18 protein-coding genes are annotated in these 15536 nt (G+C 41.8%); 8 read left to right on the forward strand and 10 right to left on the reverse strand.

The window, feature by feature from the left end; genetic code table 11:
• Window positions 1-34: 34 nt before the first annotated feature.
• Window positions 35-454, reverse strand: a complete 420-nt coding sequence (locus GSF04_RS04800; RefSeq protein WP_211856889.1) for a nuclear transport factor 2 family protein — start codon at window positions 452-454, stop codon at window positions 35-37.
• Between the two features lie 165 nt (window positions 455-619).
• Between GSF04_RS04800 and GSF04_RS04805 the strand changes: the two genes are divergently transcribed.
• Both GSF04_RS04805 and GSF04_RS04810 read left to right on the forward strand, forming a co-directional pair.
• Window positions 620-1444, forward strand: coding sequence for an IS110 family transposase (locus GSF04_RS04805; RefSeq protein WP_249122346.1), 825 nt, complete (start codon window positions 620-622; stop codon window positions 1442-1444).
• A 794-nt stretch (window positions 1445-2238) separates the two neighbouring features.
• Complete coding sequence (locus tag GSF04_RS04810; RefSeq protein WP_193522024.1) at window positions 2239-2730, forward strand: GNAT family N-acetyltransferase; 492 nt, start codon at window positions 2239-2241, stop codon at window positions 2728-2730.
• Window positions 2731-2814: 84 nt separating this feature from the next.
• Here GSF04_RS04810 and GSF04_RS04815 read toward each other — a convergent pair whose 3' ends face one another.
• Entirely contained in the window at window positions 2815-3570 is a 756-nt protein-coding gene (locus tag GSF04_RS04815) for a DeoR/GlpR family DNA-binding transcription regulator (protein ID WP_039495499.1), read from the reverse strand.
• Between the two features lie 144 nt (window positions 3571-3714).
• On the opposite strand from GSF04_RS04815, the gene GSF04_RS04820 reads away from it, so the two are divergent.
• Both GSF04_RS04820 and GSF04_RS04825 read left to right on the forward strand, forming a co-directional pair.
• Complete coding sequence (locus GSF04_RS04820; RefSeq protein WP_211856891.1) at window positions 3715-4362, forward strand: HAD-IA family hydrolase; 648 nt, start codon at window positions 3715-3717, stop codon at window positions 4360-4362.
• The gene (locus GSF04_RS04825; RefSeq protein ID WP_019647463.1) at window positions 4359-4646 is read left to right on the forward strand and encodes a hypothetical protein; all 288 of its coding nucleotides are present in this window, start codon (window positions 4359-4361) and stop codon (window positions 4644-4646) included. The genes GSF04_RS04820 and GSF04_RS04825 overlap by 4 nt, the downstream gene beginning before the upstream one ends.
• Window positions 4647-4782: 136 nt before the next feature.
• Here the strand turns inward: GSF04_RS04825 and GSF04_RS04830 are convergent, their stop codons facing one another.
• The 4 genes from GSF04_RS04830 to GSF04_RS04845 form a co-directional block, all read right to left on the reverse strand.
• Entirely contained in the window at window positions 4783-7944 is a 3162-nt protein-coding gene (locus tag GSF04_RS04830; RefSeq protein WP_211856892.1) for an EAL domain-containing protein, read from the reverse strand.
• Window positions 7941-8891, reverse strand: coding sequence for a cytochrome c peroxidase (locus GSF04_RS04835; RefSeq protein ID WP_211856893.1), 951 nt, complete (start codon window positions 8889-8891; stop codon window positions 7941-7943). Before GSF04_RS04835 ends, GSF04_RS04830 begins: the two co-directional genes overlap by 4 nt.
• Before the next feature lie 102 nt (window positions 8892-8993).
• A complete protein-coding gene (locus tag GSF04_RS04840; RefSeq protein WP_010376134.1) occupies window positions 8994-9566 on the reverse strand; it encodes an NAD(P)H-dependent oxidoreductase in 573 nt (190 codons plus the stop codon).
• 280 nt (window positions 9567-9846) lie between these two features.
• Entirely contained in the window at window positions 9847-10206 is a 360-nt protein-coding gene (locus tag GSF04_RS04845; RefSeq protein ID WP_039495396.1) for a MerR family transcriptional regulator, read from the reverse strand.
• Between the two features lie 112 nt (window positions 10207-10318).
• Here GSF04_RS04845 and GSF04_RS04850 point away from each other — a divergent pair, with 112 nt between their 5' ends.
• From GSF04_RS04850 to GSF04_RS04860, 3 genes are all read left to right on the forward strand, one after another.
• Window positions 10319-10954 (forward strand): glutathione S-transferase family protein, encoded by a 636-nt coding sequence (locus GSF04_RS04850; RefSeq protein ID WP_211856894.1) that lies wholly within the window; start codon window positions 10319-10321, stop codon window positions 10952-10954.
• Window positions 10955-10979: 25 nt separating this feature from the next.
• The gene (locus GSF04_RS04855) at window positions 10980-11348 is read left to right on the forward strand and encodes a nuclear transport factor 2 family protein (RefSeq protein ID WP_010605566.1); all 369 of its coding nucleotides are present in this window, start codon (window positions 10980-10982) and stop codon (window positions 11346-11348) included.
• A gap of 146 nt (window positions 11349-11494) precedes the next feature.
• Complete coding sequence (locus tag GSF04_RS04860) at window positions 11495-11869, forward strand: PH domain-containing protein (RefSeq protein ID WP_211856895.1); 375 nt, start codon at window positions 11495-11497, stop codon at window positions 11867-11869.
• Between the two features lie 95 nt (window positions 11870-11964).
• Here the strand turns inward: GSF04_RS04860 and GSF04_RS04865 are convergent, their stop codons facing one another.
• The 3 genes from GSF04_RS04865 to GSF04_RS23315 all read right to left on the reverse strand — a co-directional run bounded on the left by GSF04_RS04865 (window position 11965) and on the right by GSF04_RS23315 (window position 13066).
• Window positions 11965-12324, reverse strand: a complete 360-nt coding sequence (locus tag GSF04_RS04865) for a nuclear transport factor 2 family protein (RefSeq protein ID WP_130165605.1) — start codon at window positions 12322-12324, stop codon at window positions 11965-11967.
• A gap of 46 nt (window positions 12325-12370) precedes the next feature.
• Window positions 12371-12493, reverse strand: a complete 123-nt coding sequence (locus GSF04_RS23445) for a hypothetical protein (protein ID WP_017216907.1) — start codon at window positions 12491-12493, stop codon at window positions 12371-12373.
• A 240-nt stretch (window positions 12494-12733) separates the two neighbouring features.
• On the reverse strand, window positions 12734-13066 hold the full coding sequence (locus GSF04_RS23315) for a hypothetical protein (RefSeq protein WP_249122347.1): 333 nt from the start codon (window positions 13064-13066) through the stop codon (window positions 12734-12736).
• Between the two features lie 294 nt (window positions 13067-13360).
• On the opposite strand from GSF04_RS23315, the gene GSF04_RS04875 reads away from it, so the two are divergent.
• Complete coding sequence (locus tag GSF04_RS04875) at window positions 13361-15193, forward strand: peptidase S41 (protein ID WP_211856896.1); 1833 nt, start codon at window positions 13361-13363, stop codon at window positions 15191-15193.
• A gap of 104 nt (window positions 15194-15297) precedes the next feature.
• Here the strand turns inward: GSF04_RS04875 and GSF04_RS04880 are convergent, their stop codons facing one another.
• A complete protein-coding gene (locus tag GSF04_RS04880; RefSeq protein ID WP_010376146.1) occupies window positions 15298-15525 on the reverse strand; it encodes a hypothetical protein in 228 nt (75 codons plus the stop codon).
• Window positions 15526-15536 lie beyond the last annotated feature (11 nt).

The raw sequence follows: 15536 nt of genomic DNA on the forward strand, positions 1-15536 counted from the left end.
TCAGCTATCCTTTTATTTATCAAAACGCTCAACATTAGCGCGATAATATTGAAATTCTATCACTATCTTGGCTTGAGAAGTCTGGATCAACATAAATATGCATTCTTGTGATCAAGTTATCAGAGAATTCGAACACACTACAAAAACGGCCAGATGAAATTTGATTATCAGGCCAGTGCGTACCATCACGCATCACACCGCCTTCGCGCCCTTCAACAACAACAGTTTTTCCAGACACAATGAAATTAAAATGCGCAATATCGTGCCAAATACTGTTGAGTGAGCTGCCAATTTTATCGCCAAACTCAAGTAATGCTTGCTTACCAACAGCGTCACCAAACTTTGGAAAAAAGAAAGTCACGTCATCATGAAATAAGTCTAAATAGCTTGAATCTCCAGCATCAATCTTTTTAAAGTACTCAGTCACCAATTCAATTAAGGTATTTTTATCCATCGTTTTTTCTTCCTAGTCCTTTGCAATTAATTTGTAATCCCACTCTCTTAATTAGGGCAAACAAAATAAAAACAATATAGGTAACCTGATGTAATGGTCTCCTCCCACACTCGGCATCGGTGTGCCATGATTGAATTGCAAACAATCAAAATGGGAGAAGACCAAATGCAGATTACAACAATCAGTATCGACATCGCAAAAAATATTTTTCATTTTATTGGATGTAACCTATCCAATAAGATTGTAGTAAAGAAAGCTATTAAACGTCGTCAACTACTGACTTATTTGGCACAAATGCCAAATTGTAAATTAGTCATGGAAGCGTGTGGAACCTCTAATTATTGGGGTCGTGAAATTAGCCAATTAGGTTTTCAAGTTGAGCTCATACCACCACAACACGTGAAGCCATTTTTGACGGGGAATAAAAATGATTACAACGATGCGTATGCAATTTTAATTGCATCACAGCAGGCACATATTCGCTCAGTTCCAGTGAAAACATTAGAGCAGCAAGATAGTCAAACAATCCATAAAGTGAGAGAGCTTGCAATTGGTCAACGAACAGCACTGAGTAATCAAATTCGAGGTTTGCTACTTGAGTACGGCATTGCCATTACTAAAGGTATCGAAAATGTTCGCAAAGAAGTGGTTGCTTTGTTAGGTGAGGAGCGAGTATTGACCACGAGCTTTAAACAAGTGCTTAGCCAACTCTATAAACTCCTACAAGTGCTTGATGAAAGTATTGAAACGTACAATCAACAGAGTATTCCGGGCATAGGGCCAATAGTTGCAAGTAGTTACTTTAACGAAGTGGGTAATGGTAGTGGTTATACAAAAGGGCGAGATGTTTCAGCCTCATTAGGTCTCGTGCCCAAGCAACGTAGTACGGGTGGAAAATCAGTTTTGCTCGGGATAAGTAAGCGTGGTAATCGATATTTGAGATGTTTACTTATTCAATATCGAGAGCAAAGTATAAAACAGACCAACTGAGTCTTTGGATAAATCGACTTGTACAAACGCGAGGGCATAACAAAGCCTGTGTCGCTTATGCGAATAAAATGGCTAGAGTGACTTGGGCAATTACAGTATCAAAAGAGGCATATCAAGCAAGATAAGTAGATTTCTTTCACCGAATTGCGAAAGTGACTGAAGTAGATGACATAACAGGTCAAACCGGCATATTGAAAACCTGTCGAGTTCAGGGGTAGCTAAATACCGATAACCTGATTAGGACAATATGCGCGATTTACATCTAGGTCAGAGTTTCAAATAGAACTCATTAACAGACCGTATATATGACAGCAATCCTGACCCTGTTATTTACTAAAGAAGCCTTGCAATAAGGGAGGAGACCATATATGAGCTCGGGATAACAACTTGTTCTCTAGCAGCTGTTATCCCTTACTACTGCGTTAAACTTGCTTGCAATAGGCTAGCTATTGACGCACAAATTTACCTTGTATTACGAAATAACTTCTGGCTAGAGTGATATTACGCTTTTGAACTTAGGTATTTTAGTAGCTTAACTAACTTCTTATTCCGAGTTAAGGTTAGGTAATCTCAATTGAAGAATTTGCGATGCAAGGTTTAAAGTGAGCACTGTAGATTCCTCGCCCATAAAATAATTAACCTTATTTAATGCAATCAGAATACGCAAAATAAAGTCAGATGACGACAATCAACCCCAGCTTGCTTTTCTCTGCACAAAGCACGCATTGTATACCCCGAAAAGGAATGGTAACTTATTGATGAATTTACGTTTAAATTTATTGAAAGAGAGCTCAATGTTCAAGCTAAGACCGTTCCAAGCCAATGATGTTGCCAACATGGTCGTGATTTTGAACGATCCCGATGTCGTTCGGTATTTATCAACAAAAATTCCGCAACCTTACACCGAGCAAGATGCCATGTGGTGGGTAAATGAAGGTAGTAAACACGGCTATGTTCGGGCGATTTGCGATGGTCAGCAGCTTATCGGCTGTATAGGTGTTAACCCTGGCGAGTTTGAATATGAGCGCTCTGGTGAAATAGGCTATTGGCTCGCAAAAAGCCATTGGCGTAAAGGAATTACTCATAAAGCCATTTTGCACATTACCTCAGAGGTATTTAACGAGACTAATATTGAACGGATCTTTGCCGCAGTATTTGACGACAATCATGCATCAATGAAGCTACTAGAGAAGTCAGGTTTTGAGCAAGAAGCGGTGTTAAAACGCGCTATATTCAAAAATGAGCGTTTCTATAACAATCACATTTTTGCCTTATTAAAGCCTTAGGTATGCAGCTGCTTAGCTCAATAGTCAGTCGGCGACCCTAGTTGCTAAGTAGATCCATATTAATTTGTTGGCTTCATTATTAACCTAGACCAAAGTCAGCGCTATCTCTAGCGACTCAATCTGCTTTTTTAAGCTTGGATTGATTTCTTCATCGGTAATAATTGTGTCAATTTCGTTAGCTGTAACAATCTGATAAGTAGCGACTTTATCTAGTTTATTACTCGGTCCCATAATCACAGTGTGATCACTTTGACGAATAGTCGCAGAGAGGATCTCCGCTTCTTCGATATAGCTTGCACTAAAACCGTGATGAATATGGAACGAGCAAATCCCCATAAAAACAATATCAAAACGGATCCGTTTCACCATTTCGATCGCCGTCATGCCTACCACCCGCATTGCTGGTTTAAACATAGGGCCGCCCAGTAAAATCACATCCACCAGCGAATGATAGGCCAACTCTTTGGCGATCAGTGGACAACCCGTAACCACAGTCAACGGCATATTTTTAGGTAAGTGTTGTGCCAAATAACGGCACGTCTCGCCAGAATCAATCACTATCGTTTGTCCAGGCACGAGCATCGCTAAGGCAGGTTCAATATAACGAATTTTACTGGTATCGGGTTTATCTAAACGCTCGATATAGTCAGGAGTATTATCCTGCAGCGCTAAAGCGCCACCATGAACACGCCGCAGGAGCTTAAACTCAGCCAGTTTGTTTAAATCCCGACGGATTGTGTCTTCGCTCACATCAAGCGTTTGCGCCAAGGACACTGAGGTGATCCGCCCTTGTAAATTAAGCTGATCGAGAATGAATTGATGACGTTCTGCCAATAGCATTGCATGTTCCTGCATGTTTTTGCGTAATTTTACTTGAAAAAGATCGAGATACAAGCGTATTATTTGCATGAATATGCATGGTAAAGCCGGTTTAACATCAACAAACGCTTGTTTATGCATGAAACATTATCATAAGGAGTAAAAATGGCACTTAATTCACTCAACCTGAACCTTTATCAGGGATTGATATTCGATATGGATGGCACACTTGTTGATTCTGAAGTTGCAGTACGACAGGCCGTCGCGCCTTGGTGTGAGAAACATCATGTCGATTTAGAAATGGTATTAACTACGGGCAGAGGTGCACGTTTCAAAGACTTTATAGAACAATTTACTCCGCATTTAGATTGCCAGCATGAAGTTGAGCTGTTGGAACAAGCAGAAGCCGACCTTGCCCATACCGTCACAGCCATTCCTGGAGCTAAATCGTTTTTGAGCGAAATAAAAGCACAGCAACGCAAGTGGGCCGTTGCAACTTCTGCAAATCGTCACAATGCAGTTGCACGACTCACCACAGCAGGTTTACCTATTCCTGAAATATTAATTACCGCAGATGATGTTGGGCAAGGTAAGCCTCACCCTGAGCCATTTTTATTGGCGGCCAAACGACTGGGAGTGGCAACCTCTAAATGTCTTGCATTTGAAGACTCAGATCAAGGGGTAAGATCTGCACTTAGCGCTGGCTGTGACGTAATCGTAGTTAACCGTTTTTGCACTATTCACCATGACCATATTGTTGCCCGTATCAATCACTATCAGGATATCTACTTATCAGAGGAAGTAAGCGAATGAAAACATGGCTGACAGGCTTTTATCAAACGAAAGATACCTACTGGGATTTCGCCGGTGTGTTCTTCGGCGGTATCGGTTTTATCGCATTATTCGGCCAGCTACTTAGCGAACTTGAGCGCCAAGGCCCAACCAACTTGTCCTTTACGTTTTTAATCGGGTATGTGTTGGTGTTTAGTTTTTGGCTGATGTATGGGCTGAGATTTCAGCGAATGGCAATCATTGTTACTAATGTACTTTGCCTACTTTTACAGATCTTAATTTTACTAACTGCCATTTTGCGTTGAGTAGTTGGCAAAGCTAAACAGCTTTGCCAACCCATTTAGAACGGGTTGCCATTTGATTGGGAACCTATTCACGGACCCAGATATCAGCTCTAATTGGATCACAACACTCCATATTGCAATTTAACAGCCACACACTTCAATCCAACCACAACTTAGGAGATGCTCGCTCCGATGCAATGGCAAATTGCTCAACCCAATCAATTAATCCCTCAATCGCCATTGGTTTGGCATAAAAGTATCCTTGTACATACTGACAGCCCAAGCCTTTTAAGCAATCTAGTTGTCCTTGTTGTTCTACGCCCTCAGCTATCACTTTGAGCGATAAACTCTCTGCCATCGACAAAATCGCGTTGACCAAAACGGCAGCATCTTGGTTTTGATCTATATCTTGAATAAAACCTCGGTCTATCTTTAATATATTGATGGGGAAGCGTTTCAGGTAGCTAAGCGAAGAGTAGCCAGTGCCAAAATCGTCGATTGCTAAGTTGACCCCCGTTGCCCTTAAGCTTTGCAGCCAAGCGGTTACGGCTTTATCATCTTCAAGTAAGATGCTTTCTGTGATTTCAAGCGTTAAGTTCTCTGGAAGAAAGCCTGATTGCTGCATGATTTGTTTAATGATAGTGGCGTTAAAGCCGAGTCGATACTGCTGACTCGAGACATTTACCGTCAAATAACAATTCATACCGAGCGCTTTATTTAATCTGCGAATATCATTACATGCCTTAGCAAGTAACCACTCACCAAGAGGAGCAATTAGGCCGCTTTCTTCAGCGACTGGAATAAATTCAGCAGGGGAAATATACTGGCCGAAATCAGTTGGCCAGCGCATGAGCGCCTCGACACCATATAATTTACCCGACACCGTATCGACAATCGGTTGGTAGTGTACGGTTAAGCGCTGATGTTCAAGCGCAGCTCGGAGCAGCTGCTCCAGCTCAACTCGACGATTCACCTGTTGCTGCATTTCTTGCGCAAAAAAGTGATACTGATTGCGCCCCGCCTCTTTTGCTTTATACATGGCTAAATCGGCAAGTCGTAATAGCTCTTTTTGATCTTTTGCATCACTTGGTAAAATCGCGATCCCGATGCTTGCCCCGGTAAATACCTCAAAGCCGTTGATCACAAATGGTTCACTCAGTGCTTTGACAATTTTATCGGCTACTTGAGCTGCATGATCCGGATGCGCAATTTGGCTCAATAACAATACAAATTCATCTCCACCAAAGCGGCTCAAGGTATCGCTTTTACGCAGCAGGCCGTTTAAGCGCTTGGCTACGGATATAAGTAAGGCATCTCCGGCCTCGTGACCCATGGTGTCATTGACACGCTTAAACCTATCTAAATCAATAAATAACACTGCGCTTTGATGATGAGTGCGGCTCATGCGTTTAATATCTTGCTCAATGCGCTCGAGTAATAACGTTCTATTGGGCAGTCCGGTCAACACATCGTAATAGGCTTGATATTCAATCTGCTCCTCTTGCGCTTTGCGCTCGGTCATATCAGACAATATGGCAACGTATTGCTGCACCAACCCTTTGTCATCATGCACGACACTGATTGCTAGCCACTCTGGATATAAAGTACCGTCTTTACGCTTGTTCCAGATCTCACTTGCCCACTGTCCGTGCGAGTTGAGGGTGCGCCACATCTGCTCATAAAAATGTTTGTCATGCTTACCCGAACTTAAAATATTAGGTCGTTGACCAAGCACTTCATGTTCTTCGTATCCAGTAATTTTGGTGAAAGCAGGATTGACCGCGGTGATCTCAAGTTTTGCGTTGGTGGTCATGATCCCTTCTTGCGTTGCATTAAATACCGCCGCTGCGGTTTTAAGCTGTGCACTTGCGCTTTTTTGTGCAGTGATATCTTCTTTGATCGCAATAAAGTTAATGATTTCCCCTTGTTGGTTTTTAATCGGGGAAATAGACGCATACTCCCAATAGTAATCTCCAGACTTACGGCGATTGTAAAACTCACCACGCCAGACTTTGCCTTGTTTGATGGTTTGCCACAGCGCTTTGTAGTCGGTAAATCCTTGTTTGGAGCCTAGTACTTTGGGTGTTTGTCCTTTCACATCCTCAAGTGAATACCCAGTAACTTGTTCAAACTTAGGGTTAACGTATTCAATGCGAGCACGAGGGTCAGTGATCACAATGGAGGAGGGGCTTTGCTCAATGGCATGGCCCCACTTGCGAAGCTCTTCTTCCGCTTGTTTAAAAAGGGAGACATTAACACTCACAAACACTTGGCCATTGTTGTGCGTGTTCGTTTGTTTTACCTGTAACCAAGCGCCAGATTCGGTTTGATGCAAATTGGCATCGGAGTTAAAAATTTCTCCAAACTGCTGCTGCCACTCTTCTAGTTTGCATGGCATTTTTTCGCTATCAGCAATTGCGAAATGATTACGCCAAGCACTGTTACAGAGCAGCAAATTGCCGCTGCGACTAAAAAGAGCAAAGCCTTCGGTTAAACGCGCAACGGCATCGGACAAAGTTTGGCTGGTGCTCAGAATTTTATTTTTGGCCACATAAAGCCGGTTTGCAAACACAATCAAGAGCAAAAATAGCACAATGGTCAGCAGTAAGAGTAATTCACTTTGATGCTTGGTTTTTTCTATGGTTTCACTGTGGTGCTGGCTATATGCCGCGTAAAGTGCTGAAAAAGCTTGGTCACTCGGCAAAGACAAAAAGCGTTGTTTTGCCTTTTTTAATTCTGCACTGTTAGCAAGGGCAACATTAAAATGCTGATAGATAAGCTGCTCTAAGCTACTTTCAGAGTTGATGGTCATTAAAGGCTCTGCGACAAATTCGTAGAGCTGACCCAACATTAAATTAGCAAGCATTCTATTGGCGTGGGTTGCCAGTTCGGGCTCACTCTGCTCCAGCTCGATTAGCAACTCGGGAAGATAAAGCAGGCTATTTTTAATATTTGCCGCCGCAGTTTTAATGGACTCGACTTGCAATACTTTATTACTGAGTAGCCGACGATAAGCATCAAATTGCTGTCGAATGTCAGGCGTAGCTTCTGCAAATAATGCATCTCGCTGTGGTGTATTCAAAGCATCAATTGCATGCGCTAATTGCGCTAACTCATCATATTGATTGAGCTGTGCACTAAGCATTTGTAACACCGCGGCATCCAGTTTGGCATCAATACTTTTGGCTTCAAAGAGCAGGGTAACTCGTGCTTGGTGTGTTTGACTGCTGAGCTCTTGCTGCGAGTAAAAATACGCAAAAAGCGCAATTGGCGCGCACAGCAGTAACGCTTGCACGCCAATGAAGGCCTTATTCTTCATTCGTGGTTTTCCAAATCCATTTCGTGGTGATGTCCTGCTAGGCTGTCAATAAAGGCAACTAGCTTGTTAATATCGGAGTCTGAGATATTGCGGCCAAGTTGGTATTTGGCCATGGTCGCAACGGCGGCTTCTAGGCTGCTATGACTAGCATCGTGAAAAAAGTATGCTTGTTTGCTAGCAAGTCGCAAGCTCGGTACTTTGAACACAAAACGATCTTGCTCATTGCCAGTGACGTTAAAACGACCATAATCCGCTTTTTGAATTGGTGTATTTCTATCGCCAAAATAATCACCAAAGGTGCCCATTTTGGCAAACATATTGCCACCAACATTGCGCCCTTGATGACAACTAATGCAACCATACCGTTTAAATAACTCATAACCGGCAATAGCCGACTTAGGCAGTTTTACGCTTTTATCTTTAAGCCATAAATCGAACGGCGCATTAAGCGTGATTAACGACCCTTCAAAAGTCGCTATTGCGTCTTTTATCGTGTGCTGCGTTACTCCCTGCGAGTACACTCTAGTAAATTGCGCGACCAGCGTTTTATCTTGATTTAACTTGGCAACGACTTCTGACCACGTCATATCATGCTCTTTTGGGTTTAAGATGGGTGAGTCGATTTGATCATAAAGCGCTTGCGCACGGCCATCCCACGCTTGACGAATATTTAAAGCCGCATTGTAAACAGTTGGAGTTTTTAGCTCACCGAGTGCGCCATTAACACCACTGGAAAGGGGCTTTACATCCGCGCCATGAGTGAGTAATTGGTGACATGACGCACAGCTGACTTGGTTTCCTCGGGAAAGCTGCTTATCAAAAAAAAGTGATCTGCCCAAGCTAACTTTATCGGCATCAAGTCCTATTGCAGGCTCAAGTGGCAGAATTGGCTCATTTGCTGCTCCCAATAATGGAAACGCAAAAAGAAATAAACTCCAAATTCGCATACACTCCGCCCAAGTTGCCATCTTGGTGTAAAAGATAGCAACATTCGGCATTGCAAATTTTGATTTAAAATAAGCTTAGCAATAGAAGTGATGTGTTTTTATTCACTCACCCCGCACGGCTAGGCTTGTCACTTCACTCAGCCAGTTATCAATTACCTCAGGCGTTGCTAAGTGCGCAGGGCCAAATAGCGTATGTTGAGTTGGCTCTATACCACAAAATCCCAATGTCCCATGTTCTAGCTGAGCCATAAGCCCAGCAGCAACTTCTTGCAAATAAGTTTGCGGCGTGTCTGAGGTGAGAATGACTCTTGCGGTTTTATGCGGTAGAAGCTTTTCAATTTCAGTGCCGGCCTCACTGTATTTAAAAGCAAAGCCTGGAAGTAATGCTCTATCTATTAGCCCTTTGAGCTTGGCTGGTAACGCCAACCACCAAATTGGGCTTACTATCACAATGTGCTGCGCCCACAGTAAGTTCTCTTGGAATTGCTTGAGGCATGGCTCTAATGGTTGGCTCGCTTCATAACCATACATCAAATTGATTTCAAAGTGCATTTCACTAAGATCCATTCTGCGTACTTGATGTTGGGTGCTTGCAGCTCGCTCATAACTTGTGGTGATAGCGTGGCACAAGCTTTTGGTTTTGGGGTTACCGTTTAGTAGCAGTATTTTTTTCATCGTCGTTTCCTTATCACATGACTGAGAAACGAGTGTACTGTCTCCCCTTAACGGGAGAGTCAAGTTACTCTACCTGAGACTAGGATAACCTGAGCTGCGGATAATTAATGCCTTTCTAGCAGCCAGTTTTAGTGCTAACTGCGTTGAATTCACTTCCAATAGCCAGCTATTGGTGCGTAAATTCGCCTTGTTTTCCCTAAATCTTGCTGGCTAGACAAGGAAAAAACTAAGTTGTGCTTTAGCAACAATGAGTTGGAACATTCCTTATCCAAACCTCAGGTTAGGATAGTTTTATTTGTGGACATTCATCAAGCGATGCGATGCAATGTTCAATACGCTGTATTTTTTGCTGAAGCTGCGCAACTTGCTCTATGCAGGATGCTTTGAGTTCAACTAAAAATGTGTTGATTTCTACCCAGTTGACTTGCCGCCCTTTAATTTCAATCACCTGCTGTAATTGCTTAATCGACACGCCGAGCGATTTTGCTTCTTTTATTAATAACAGCAGATCGACATCTACTTGAGAATAGACGCGATATTTACCAACACGCTCCGGGGTAGGGATAAGCCCTTTCTCTTCATAAAAGCGAATGGTCTTTACTGACAGCCCAGTTTGCTTTGACAGCTTGCCAATATACATTTTTGATTCTCCCAGCTAAAAGCAAAATAACGGTTTACAGCCTCCGTAAAAGTTGCAACCATCTAATACCAATTGCACGCTAACAAAAAGTATCGTCAAGGAATAGCAAAAGATGTATCAGTTATTTTACTACCCTCGTAATGCCAGTTGGGCACCGCATCTCGTACTTGAGCACCTACAACTAGAAAAAGAACTGCTCTTGGTCGATAGAAAAACACAACAACAAAAGTCTGCGACCTATTTAGAACTCAATCCAACAGGACGGATCCCGACATTGGTCGACGGTGACCAAATCATCTTCGAGAGTGCAGCAATTTGTTTGCATTTATGTGAAAAGCACCCTGAAGGACAGCTTATCCCAGCGCCAGCAACCCCACAGAGAGCCACGTTTTATCAGTGGCTTTTTTATTTAACCACGACGGTTCAGCCAGAACTCATGCTGTATTTCTATCCTGAAAAATATCAGCTGTCACCAGAGAGCAGCAAGACCATGTCTCAAGCCGCTGAGCAACGAGTCGGCGACATGTTTGCACTTATCGACAAACAGTTAGCAACACACACCTACTTAGTTGGTGAGCAGCTCACGCTTTGTGACTATTATTTGTTTATGCTAGCCCATTGGGCAAGTGGGTTTAATACTGCGCCAAAAAGCTATGCACATTTGGGCCGATTTATGCGAATGATGGCACAGCAAAAAGTGGTAAAAAGAGTGTGCGAAATTGAACAAACCGATCTAAGTTTTTATTAGCATCCATTACACCAAGGAGGAAAAAATGGAAACCTTAGTGAAAAACTATATCTCTGCCTACAATCATTTTGATATTCCGGGAATGCTAGCTCAGCTCACGGATGATGTCGTGTTTGAGAATCTCGCCAATGGTGAAATTACAACGCGTACAACCAGTAAAATGGAATTTGCAGAATTAGCAAATCAGTCCGCTAAGTTATTTTCCGAACGCAATCAATCTTTAACCGCTGCCACGCAAGACAATGATCTGTTTATTGTTCATGTGACCTACAAAGCTAAATTAGCCCAAGACTTGGCCAATGGCATGAAAGCAGGACAAAGCATCTCCTTACAAGGCCGCTCAGAGTTTGCATTTCGCGATGGCAAAATTTGTTTGATAAGAGATATAAGCTAACTCCTTACTCCAAACTCGGGTTATTTATTTGGCAAAATCAGCACGCTTTTCTATGCTGGTTTTGCACTTTCATCATTAATTCATTTCGACCTAAGCACTATCTTGCGATCAGCCTAAGACGAATTGAAATAAAACGGAGAATAACAATGGGACTATTAAGTGGTCTACTCGGTAATGCAAGCGAAGTAGACAGTAGCGAAGTAGATAAGTTATTAGCAGATACGCTAATTGCTGGAGAAGAGGTTGCACAAGCTTACAAGGTGATCCGCGACTTGTTTATTTTTACCAACAAACGCCTAATTTTAATCGACAAGCAAGGCATGACGGGCAGTAAAGTAGAAATGCTCAGTATCCCGTATAGCAAAATCACAAAGTACAGCAAAGAATCTGCGGGTCACTTCGACCTTGATGCGGAATTAAAAATCTGGATTGGCTCAGATCCAACGCCGATTAGTAAAGAATTTAAAGCAGGCGACAATATCAACCAAGTGTATAAGATCATCTCACAATATTGCTTATAGCCACGCCCAGTTAACTTTGAATAGGCACGCAGGATGCGTGCTTCTACCTCGCGCTTCTCAATCCACTCTTTTATCAATAGATTACAGGCTTGGCGCTATAACAAATTTGCAGAGTGACCTATCAACCGCCATTTTTCATCGCTACATAAATACCAAATAGACTGCCTTAGTGCGTCATAAGACCTCTCACCCAAGGTATTTTCCAGTGCGGAGACGTACTCAATCACAACCTTATTGGGACTCTGCTCAACTAACTTATAATCCTCGCTAATTATTTTATGCTCGCTGAGATCTTCACTCTTCAAGCCTTCAATAATGTCATCTTTTGTCATACCATCACAAAATAGTCCACTTTCTGAAAACTCATCATGGATGTAGTCCGAGATCAGATTAATATTTTTTCGTAGCTCTGGCGAATGTAACGCTCGCTCTAAGGCTTCAATTTTATCCAGCATACTCTTTCCAAAAAGCCAGCATAAACCGGCTTTGCTTATGCGCTACTTACTTGCGAGGCCAAACACCTGCTAGGCATACATCTACAAACTTTTTGGGTTTCGTCAGCTCAATCTCAACTTGTGAATGGGCAGCTTCATTACGCTTAGCACGATTTTTTAAATATGACATGACTATCTCCTTAACTCTTGAATTATAAAGTTATGTACACCTAACTTAGGCAGTACAGATTGAAAAAACTTGATGTCGAATAAGGCGGCGTGTTTTTCAGGCAATATTGAATCGACTTTAAATAGGTAGGGAACTTGATTAGTGGTTAGCGGATCGAAATCTGATGCCTGACAAGCCAGACAGTATGTTCTTATTATGGATTGGTAATGATCATTATATTCAATATTTTCTAGTGGAGTTTCATTCCCGAGAACCACTTTTTTTTCTAATTGGATAATGGTGTATAAACTGCCCAACACCTTTGCAAAATGCTTGGTATAGTTCTGTATGCAAAATAAATGCATGGAATAACTCATCAACTAACTTGCTTGCTGCAGCAACTGCTTGTGGTGAAATAACCACAAATATTAGATAGTCTTTTAGACCCTCAACGACCACCTGGATCTCATCATCAGATAATTTATATTCCAAGTGCGTTTCTATATACCAGTCAAACCACTCCAGTACAGCTTCGTCAAACTTATAGTTTTCAATGAAATCAACCGCATTTTCCTTACCCTCAATTGCTTGCATTAAATCCCGTCTCCATCTCAGCAACAGCCTTAAGGTATACGTCTCACTTTAATTAGTCAAAGTGATTCTTCCCCTAATTGGTTACTCGCATGAAACAATAAACATGCTCCTGCTACCGAATTTCAACTGGCATTAATGAATTTGAACACAGCAAATGAATTGAATTAATAACAGTAAAATTAGGCAATCTAGCTACACGTTTGCCAATTCAAACTTGCCCATTTGCTCCTTAAAGTTTACAGCTGTTCAAATAACAGCTAACTTGTACCTAAAAAATTGCGTAAGGATATAAAAATGATAAAGCAACTTACTAGCATAATTTTATGTTTTGTACTGACGGCATGTGGCAGTGACACAAGTGATACAACTCCAACAGATATAACCTCTAACAAGCCTCCAACAAATACGCCTTTACCATCATCACCCACACCTCTTCCTAATATGAGCTTTGACCAAAGCTTTATTGATGATGTTTCTGAGTTTGTTAAATTAGCGCATGCTGTTCAGTATTTTTATCCTTCTGCCGAGGTGAGAGGCTCAGATTGGTCACTTTTCATCGCAGAAAGCATTGTCGAATTAAACCAAACATCGAGTACAGAGCGCAGAGAAAAAGGGATTGAACTCTTAAGACAAATTGCGCCTTACTTGGTTACACAACAAAATCACATTCCAAAATTGTTACCCAATGCGCAAACATATACTTGGATACAAAATGCGCCGGCAAACGTAAGTGCTTATACGAGTTTGCTTACCGCAGGCTCGTTTAACGAGCTTCAAGAGAGAGAATTCGCGCCCAACGAACTGTTTGTAACCCTCAACTTTTATCAGAGTTCCCTCTACTTACCACTCTACCTACCAGTTAAAACAGAGCTCACTGGTGGCACATATACAGAGTTAGGACGATGGCAAGTTGAACCTAACTTCGCGCATATTGAAACATGTATGGCTACTGTGTCAGGAATGTGGGCCAACATTCAACATTTCTGGCCTTACTTTGAACAGATTGATGTCGACTGGCCAGCAAGTTTGAATCCACTACTAGCCGCATGCTTAATTGAAGAGCCAAATAAAAGGCTGCAACTAATTAATACCGAGTTCACAAAATTGAATGACAACCACATCATAATCAAAACGACTAATATGCTTACGAATAACAATACATATTATGGTACTTTTTATTACGAGATAGTAGAAGGCAAAGCGATTGTTACAAGCGCTCAACAAGATGATCCAAATGGCGTTGAGGTTGGAGATGAGCTACTTACCGTCAATGGTGAAGATATTATTGAGTACCTTTCAAGGAAAGCGCTTTACTCTTTGAAAAGTGAATTACAAAGATTGAGTCATACTGCGAGACAGCAGTTCTTTTTTACAGAAAAGATCCCGCTTAGTTTTACCCTTAAAAAGTCAACGGGCACTACTTATCAAGCAACTATAACGCCAATAGAACCCAGTGAAATAAAACCTCTTGTTAGCTCACCCTACGTGCCTCACTCACCATCAAACATTGAATATCTGGGTGACAATATATATAAACTCAATATCTATAACGTTACACCAGATGACCTGAACGCGATAAAAGAAACGTTAAAAAATGCACAAGCCGTCGTGATCGACTTTCGCCATTACCCACAAAGCTGGGACGGATGGCGAAGCGTATTAAGTTGGTTTATCAAACAAGATGCGATTAATGATACTTTGTCTGTGCTATGGCAAGGAGCACCAAATCAAGCAGATAAAAAGGCTCAGTCATTTCAGCAAATAATTCATAGAGATGCCAACCCACTCTCGATACCCGCCATTGTACTTTCCTCTAGGAGAAGCCAAAGCCAAGGGGAACATGCGTTAATATTTGCACGCAGTGGCGGCTTGCCCATATTAGGAGAACACACATCAGGAATTAACGGAACAGTATTTGGGATCCCTTTTTTCGGGGGAGTAGGAGAGGGGAATTTAGGTGTTGAACTTCATTACACCAATACTCTATCAAGCCGCTATAATGGTGACCCTCTGATCAACGCAGGTATTGCGCCAGATTATTTAGTGCCAAGAACTAGAGAGAGCATTATCAATGGTACTGATAATCAAGTAGAACGTGCCATTGATATTCTAAAATCAGAGCTTTAGTCTTATAACAGCTCACTTAATTGAATGGTCCACTTAAAAGCTATGACAACAAGTAATTAGCTTTTAAGTGATGAACTAACTCAGAATGAGGAGTTAGCGCCACATCAACTTACCGTACGCTCTGAGCGCAGATAAAAAACCGCAGAAAAGAGCAAGGAAACAAACACTTGATTCCAAAAGTTAGAGACAAAGGGATCAGCAACAAACTGAGATGCAATATGCCAAATACTCAGATTTAGCAAAAAACCGAGTACAAACCCATAGCCTTTGTATTGTGCGAGCAATTGCCCCAGTTCTTGCCTAAAACGCTGATATTGAGCTAATTGGCTCATTTTATACTCCA

Source organism: Pseudoalteromonas sp. A22 (genome assembly GCF_018141345.1).
Taxonomy (GTDB): domain Bacteria; phylum Pseudomonadota; class Gammaproteobacteria; order Enterobacterales; family Alteromonadaceae; genus Pseudoalteromonas; species Pseudoalteromonas maricaloris.